The sequence below is a fragment of the Deinococcus pimensis DSM 21231 genome, from assembly GCF_000519345.1.
GTDB lineage: Bacteria > Deinococcota > Deinococci > Deinococcales > Deinococcaceae > Deinococcus_A > Deinococcus_A pimensis.
Genome location: NZ_KI912647.1, coordinates 37,737 through 44,218, shown reverse-complemented (window position 1 = coordinate 44,218; position 6,482 = coordinate 37,737). Strand labels below are relative to the sequence as shown.

The 6,482-nt window shown below is 71.3% G+C and carries 10 protein-coding genes and 1 pseudogene; 8 read left to right on the top strand and 3 right to left on the bottom strand.

Going from position 1 to position 6,482, the window contains the following annotated elements; translation table 11 throughout:
• Positions 1-318: pseudogene (locus DEIPI_RS40980) on the top strand (hypothetical protein); the annotation flags it as partial.
• Positions 315-1,109, top strand: a complete 795-nt coding sequence (gene lepB, locus DEIPI_RS0112975; protein WP_027482043.1) for a signal peptidase I — start codon at positions 315-317, stop codon at positions 1,107-1,109. The pseudogene DEIPI_RS40980 and the gene lepB, both read left to right, overlap by 4 nt.
• 61 nt (positions 1,110-1,170) lie before the next feature.
• On the opposite strand, the gene DEIPI_RS0112970 is transcribed toward lepB, so the two are convergent.
• The 3 genes from DEIPI_RS0112970 to DEIPI_RS0112960 are packed head-to-tail and all read right to left on the bottom strand — an operon-like array spanning position 1,171 to position 2,214.
• Positions 1,171-1,500, bottom strand: coding sequence for a DUF503 domain-containing protein (locus DEIPI_RS0112970; protein WP_027482042.1), 330 nt, complete (start codon positions 1,498-1,500; stop codon positions 1,171-1,173).
• Positions 1,501-1,516: 16 nt separating this feature from the next.
• Positions 1,517-1,723: a heavy-metal-associated domain-containing protein gene (locus DEIPI_RS0112965; RefSeq protein WP_027482041.1), complete on the bottom strand. Its 207-nt coding sequence runs from the start codon at positions 1,721-1,723 to the stop codon at positions 1,517-1,519.
• Entirely contained in the window at positions 1,720-2,214 is a 495-nt protein-coding gene (locus DEIPI_RS0112960) for a DUF1999 domain-containing protein (RefSeq protein ID WP_045234276.1), read from the bottom strand. Before DEIPI_RS0112960 ends, DEIPI_RS0112965 begins: the two co-directional genes overlap by 4 nt.
• 61 nt (positions 2,215-2,275) lie before the next feature.
• Between DEIPI_RS0112960 and DEIPI_RS0112955 the strand changes: the two genes are divergently transcribed.
• The 6 genes from DEIPI_RS0112955 to DEIPI_RS41445 form a co-directional block, all read left to right on the top strand.
• Positions 2,276-2,683: a hypothetical protein gene (locus DEIPI_RS0112955; protein ID WP_027482039.1), complete on the top strand. Its 408-nt coding sequence runs from the start codon at positions 2,276-2,278 to the stop codon at positions 2,681-2,683.
• Between the two features lies 1 nt (position 2,684).
• On the top strand, positions 2,685-3,308 hold the full coding sequence (gene pth, locus DEIPI_RS0112950; RefSeq protein WP_027482038.1) for an aminoacyl-tRNA hydrolase: 624 nt from the start codon (positions 2,685-2,687) through the stop codon (positions 3,306-3,308).
• Positions 3,309-3,326: 18 nt separating this feature from the next.
• Entirely contained in the window at positions 3,327-4,373 is a 1,047-nt protein-coding gene (locus DEIPI_RS0112945; RefSeq protein ID WP_027482037.1) for a M42 family metallopeptidase, read from the top strand.
• A 100-nt stretch (positions 4,374-4,473) separates the two neighbouring features.
• Positions 4,474-5,040 (top strand): DUF4126 domain-containing protein, encoded by a 567-nt coding sequence (locus DEIPI_RS0112940; RefSeq protein WP_027482036.1) that lies wholly within the window; start codon positions 4,474-4,476, stop codon positions 5,038-5,040.
• Positions 5,041-5,248: 208 nt separating this feature from the next.
• Entirely contained in the window at positions 5,249-5,629 is a 381-nt protein-coding gene (locus tag DEIPI_RS0112935; RefSeq protein WP_027482035.1) for a P-II family nitrogen regulator, read from the top strand.
• A gap of 28 nt (positions 5,630-5,657) precedes the next feature.
• A partial coding sequence (locus DEIPI_RS41445) for an ammonium transporter (protein ID WP_045234275.1) occupies positions 5,658-6,482 on the top strand: 825 nt, incomplete at its 3' end.

Below are 6,482 nucleotides of genomic sequence, written 5' to 3'. Positions count from 1 at the left end.
CTGAGCCTCGGCGCGCGGCGGCGCTTCCAGCTGTGGCGCTGGCAGGCGGGCCTGTCGCCCGCGCGGTCCCTCACGCGGGCGCTGGAGATCATGCAGGCGCAGCTCACCGACGCGCGCCTGTCGCTCTACCGCCCCGACGTGATCCTGCGTCCCCAGCCCGACGGGGTGGAGCTCGCGTCCTTCCGGCGACTCGCGGACGCCGTGCGCGCCGGGGAGGAGGCCGCCCTCGCGGACCTCGACCGATTGCGGGCCCTCGCGGGGCCCATCGGACCCCACGCGGGGGCTGATATGCTTCCCAGGGAAGAAGGAGACGCATGACGAAACGCAAAGCCCCCACGACCTTCTGGACGCGCCTGTGGCGGGAATTCCTGGAACCGATCCTGTTCGCCGTGGTGATCACGCAGTTCGTCGCGACCCTCGTGGGCGTCCAGGGCGCGAGCATGATGCCGAACCTCCGCAACGGCGAGCGGGTGTTCGTGCCGAAGTACGAGACGTGGCTGCACAAGGCCGGCGTGGGAAGCTTCCACCGCGGCGACATCCTCGTGTTCAAGCCGCCCGCCGAGGCGAGCAGCCGCAGCTTCTTCGGGCTGTGGACCTACCGACCCTTCCTCATCAAGCGGCTCATCGCGCTGCCCGGCGACACGGTCAGCGTGAACGAGGGCGTCGTCACCGTGAACGGCAAGGTCCTCGACGGCTCGTGGACGACCGACTACTGGCAGAAGCAGGGCTGCTGGGACACCGACAGCAGCATCGCGAACAACGCGCAGTCGGGTGACCAGGGCCTCGTGCAGACGCAGAAGACCTTCACGGTGCCCGCCGGGCACTACTTCATGATGGGCGACAACCGCACCGCGAACGGCAGCGAGGACTCCCGCCTGTTCGGCCCCATCCCCCTGCGTGACATCGCCGGACGCGCGGCGGCCGTGGTGTGGCCCTTCGTCCGCAAGGCCAACGCCGACTACGACTGCAACTACGCCGGGCCCGAGCCGGAGAAGCACGTCGAGTTCAGCGGCCCCAGCGGCCTGAACCTGCGGATCCTGACGCGCCCCGCGCCCTTCGGCACGCTGCCCGCGAAGCCCGAGGGCGGCGCGACCGGCCAGCAGCCCTGACCTCCGACGACAACGAACGGGGGAGCCCACGGCGGGCTCCCCCTTCTTCGTTCCGGTGGGCTCAGGCGTCCTCGTCCTCGTCGTCCCGACCGCCGTCACCGAGCGGCCAGACCTCGAAGGACTCGTCGGAAACGCGGTACTCGCCGTTCGACACGACGAACTCCGCGACGCGCCGCAACGTCTCCTCGACCCACTGCGCGTCGTTCGAGACGGTCACCGCCCCGATGATCTCCCAGTCGTGGCTGTCGAGGCCGTCGAGCCGCGCGACGGACACCGGGAAGCGCGCCTTGAGCCGCTCCACGACGGGCCGCACCAGGGCGCGCTTCTCCTTGAGGTTCGTCACCCAGGGCATGTCGAGGCGGCAGGTGAAGGTGCCGACGTAGCCGAGCATCGCGCGCCTCCCTCGGTCAGAGCATGCCGGCCAGGTAGCCCTGGCCGCGCACGACGCGGAGCAGGTCCATGACCGTCAGGCGGGAGGGGTCGTAGTGCACTTCGATCTGGCCGTCGTCGGGGGTGGCCTTGGCGACGCCGTCCACGTCGAGGAGGAGCCGCGAGATCTTCTCGCCCGCCTCCTTCGTCATGCCGCGCACGCCAATCAGAATCCGGGTGTTCATTGCTCCAGTGTACCGGGCAGGGCCGCGCCCGGCGCGGTCTCACCGCGCGTGCCGAGGTAGCGCACGGCGTAGCGGCCCACGTCCCGGAAGCCCTCCGCGCCCGCGGCGATCGCGAGCGCCTCCGTGACGGGCAGGTGCACCTCGTACACGGCGGCGTCGTACGCGCTCTTCGTGCAGGCGCGCAGCAGGCCCGCCGCCGTGTCCGCCGGGGCGCCGTCCGCGACCCACACGCGCGAGACGAGCACGGTGGGACGGTCGCCCTGCCAGACGCTCTGCGCGAACAGCGCCCCGACGAGCTCGCCGTCCTCGTCCGCGACGAAGGAGTGCTCGCTGCGCTCGAAGAAGCGCAGGGCCGCCAGGGACGTGCGGACGCGGCCCTCGCGTTCGCGGTCGGGCAGCGTGTCGAAGGCGGGGTCCTCGCGGCGGAGCACGGCGAGGTCGAGGCGCGCGAGCGCGTCGAAGTCGGCGGAGGTGAAGGCGCGGTAGAACATGGCCACAGAGTAGCGAAGAAGGATTTCATTCCCCTGGAAGGGTGAGCACTAAGATTGGCGCATGACCACCCCCGACGCCGCCACCCGCGCCCGCCTCAAGGACCTCGCGACCGCCCTGCGGCACTTCCACGCGTCCCTGCTCGACTTCACGAGGGAGGAGTACGAGCGGGAGCACGGCAAGGTCGCGAGTCCCTTCGCGCTGTTCGGCCTCGTCCTGAACGACCCGCACTTCCAGTGGCTGCGTCCCCTGTCGGGCCTGATGGCCACCCTCGACGAGGTCATCGACAGCAAGGAACTCCTGTCGGACCGCAACGTCCACGACGTCCGCATGGCGCTCGGCTCGCTGTTCAGCCCGCTCGACACGAACTTCGCGGCCTTCCGCGAGGGCTACGAGCGCGCCCGTCACCTGCCGCGCGTGCAGGAGACGGAGCGCCGCTGGCGCGAGCTCGTGCGCGGCATGGAGGCCTGACGTGAAGCTCGTCGTGGGGCTCGGCAATCCGGGCGCGCAGTACACGGGCACGCGGCACAACGTCGGCTGGCTCGTCGTGGACGAGCTCGCCCGGCTGGCGGGCGGGACGTGGCGCAGGGAGAAGGACGCGGAGGTCGCGGAGATCCGCGTGGGCTCCGAGAAGGTGCTGCTCGTGAAGCCCCTGACGTTCATGAACGCGTCGGGCGCGGCGGTGGCGCCGAAACTGCGCTTCTTCAAGCTGACCCCGGACGACCTGCTGGTCGTGCAGGACGACCTCGACTCGCCCTTCGGGCTGCTGCGCGTGCGGCGCGGCGGGCGTTCGGGCGGGCAGAACGGCGTGAAGGACATCATCCGCCTGCTCGGCACGGAGGACTTCGCGCGGCTCAAGATCGGCATCTCGCGTCCCCCCGCGGGCTGGGACCCCTCGGGCTGGGTGCTCTCCAAGTGGCGGCCCGAGGAGGAGGCCACCCTCGCGGAGCTCGTGCGGATCGGCGTGCGGACCGCGCGCACCTGGGTGGCGCGCGGCGTGGGCGAGGCCCAGGCCGAGGCGAACGGCACGGACCTGCGCCCGAAGCCCGAGCCTGTCCGCCCGTCCCCGGAGGAGCCCGCCCCGCGGGGCGGCTGAGAGGAGTAAGCTCGGCGGGTGACTCAATTCAACCTGGACCTCGTTCGGAGGTTGTCGGAGGCGGCGGGCGTCCCCGGCCGTGAGGAGAACGTCCGCGCCATCGTGCGCGCCGAGATCGAGGGGCTCGTGGACGAGCTCGGCGAGGACCCCATGGGCAACCTCGTGGCGGTGCGGCGCGGCACCGCCCCCGAGGGCGAGCGCAGACGCGTGATGCTCACGGCGCACATGGACGAGATCGGCTTCATGGTGCGTCACATCGACGAGCGCGGCTTCCTGCGCCTGCAGCCCCTGGGCTTCTTCGATCCGCGTCACCTCATCGCGCGGCCCGTGACGGTGTGGGGCGCGGAGGGACCCCTGCCGGGCGTGATGACGCCGGGCGGCCGTCCCGTGCACATCGCCACGCCGGAGGAGCAGAAGAAGGTGCCGGACCCGCGCGAGTTCTACGTGGACCTCGGGCTCGGCGCGGACGCGGTGCGCTCCCGCGTGCGGGTGGGGGACTCCGTGACGCTCGACGCGGCCCTGCGCGAGGTGGGCGACCTCGTGTGCGGCAAGGCGCTCGACAACCGCGCGGTCGTGGCCCTGCAGGTGGAGCTGCTGCGCGCCCTGCACGCCGCACCGCCCCGGCACGACGTGTACGCGGTCTTCACCGTGCAGGAGGAGGTGGGGCTGCGCGGCGCGGGTCCGGCGGCGTACGCGGTGCGGCCCGACCTGTCGGTGGTGCTGGACACGACGCTCGCGGTGGACACGCCCGGCGTGGGGCCCGACGAGGCCGTCACGAGGCTCGGGGAGGGCGTCGGCGTGAAGCTCTTCGACGCGAGCATGATCTCCACCCGCTGGCTGGTGGACGAGCTCGTCGCGGTCGCGGAGGAGGGCGGCGTGCCGTACCAGCTGGAGGTGCTGCCGCTCGGCGGGACGGACGGCGGGCCCGTGCAGCGTTCGCGTGCGGGCGTGCCGACGGTGACGCTGAGCCTCCCGACGCGTTACATCCACACGGTCGTGGAGTGCGTGCACCGCCGCGACTGGGAGGCGATGCTGGACCTCACGACGCGCTACCTGACGCGGTAGGCGGCCGTGGGGAGGTCGGGGGGCCGGGCGAACGCCCGGCCTCTTGACTCATCGTTTCCTGATGGCTGACGGCTGACCACTGACGGCTCATCATGACGTCATGGACAACCTGCTCGTGAACCTGCTGAGCTCGCTGGGCCTGTCGGGCGCGGCGGGCCTCAACGCGTACGTGCCGCTGCTGGCGCTGGGACTGCTGGACCGGCTGGGGTACCTGAACCTCGCGTCCTCGTACGAGTGGCTGGCGAGCCCCTGGGCGCTGCTGGCCATCGGCGTGGTGGGTCTGCTGGACTTCGTGGGGGACAAGGTGCCCGGCGTGGACCACGCGCTGCACACGCTGGGCGGCTGGGTGAATCCGGTGGCGGGCGCGGTGGCCTTCGGGGCGCAGCACAACCTGCTGGGTGACGTGAGTCCGGTGCTGGCGGGCCTCGTGGGGCTGCTGGTGGCGGGCGGGCTGCACGGCGCGCGGACGGTGGCGCGGCCCGTGGCGACCGCGACGACAGCGGGGCTCGCGAACCCGGTGGTGTCCCTGACGGAGGACGTGACGTCGGTGGGCCTGAGCGTGCTGGCGGTGTTCGCGCCGCTGCTGGCCTTCGTGGCGCTCCTGGTGGTGACGGGCCTGCTGCTGCTGGCGGTGTCGCGCTGGCGGCGTCGGCGGCGCGCGCTGTAGCTCCCGGACGGGGGAGAGGAGGGGCGACGGGAGACCGTCGCCCCTCCTGCTGTCACGAAGACGGGTGACGCGCTGCGCATATCTTCCTATCTGGACCGCCATGGAAGCACTTCTGCTGCACTTTGTTCACTCTTGCGGGAACAAAACGCACGTTTTGTGTTGACAGCACGCAAACTCAACCGTTACCCTCGGTTCAGGAGGGGAGCCGATGAAACTGATCACCGCGGTCGTACGACCCGAACGAGTCCAGCAGGTCAAGGAAGCGCTCTTTCAGGCCGGCATCTCCGGCCTCACGCTCACCCGCGTCAGCGGCCACGGCGGCGAGCAGGAGGTCGTGGAGCACTACCGCGGCAGCCGCGTGCTCATCGAGTTCCGCGACAAGGTCGAGTTCAAGATGGCCGTCAGCGAACCCTTCGTGGAGGTCGCCATCGACGCCATCCTGCGCGCCGCCTACACCGGCGAGGTCGGCGACGGCAAGATCTTCGTCCAGGACCTCGAGCGCGTCATCCGCATCCGCACCGGCGAGCAGGACACCGACGCCCTCACGCCCGTCAACGAGACCAAGCGCGTCCCCACGCCCGTCAAGTGATCCCGCGTCCCACCGGAGGAACCCCGCGATGAACCGACCCCGACTCACCCTCGCGCTGCCCGCGCTGCTGCTCTCCGGCAGTGCCCTCGCCGCCACCCCGAAGCTCGACACGGGCGACACCGCCTGGATGATCGTCGCGACCGCGCTCGTCATGCTCATGACGCCCGGCCTCGCCTTCTTCTACGGCGGCCTCGTCCGCGGCAAGGCCGTCCTCAACACCATGATGATGAGCTTCGTCGCGCTCGGCGTCGTCGGCGTCACCTGGGTCCTGCTGGGCTACTCCCTCGCCTTCGCGCCCGGCGGGAACGCCCTGGTCGGCAGCCTCCAGAACGTCGGGCTCGCCGGGCTCAACGGGCAGCTCAGCGGCACCATCCCCGCGTACGTCTTCGTGATGTTCCAGGCGATGTTCGCGATCATCACGCCCGCCCTGATCAGCGGCGCCGTCGTGGACCGCATGCGCTTCGGCGCCTTCGTGCTCTTCGTCGCGCTGTGGGGCCTCGTGATCTACGCGCCGCTCGCGCACTGGGTCTGGTCCGCCGACGGGTGGCTCTTCAAGATGGGCGCCCTCGACTTCGCGGGCGGCACCGTCGTCCACATCTCCGCCGGCGTGAGCGCCCTCGTCGCCGCGCTCGTCGTCGGGCCGCGCCTCGGCACCAGCAAGCGCGCCGCGATCCCGCACAACGTGCCCTTCGTGCTGCTCGGCGCGGCCCTGCTGTGGTTCGGCTGGTTCGGCTTCAACGCGGGCAGCGCCCTCGCCGCGAACGGCACCGCCGCGCTCGCCTTCATCACCACCAACACCGCCACCGCCGCCGCGATGCTCGCGTGGCTGCTGTGGGAGACCGCGCGCGGCGGC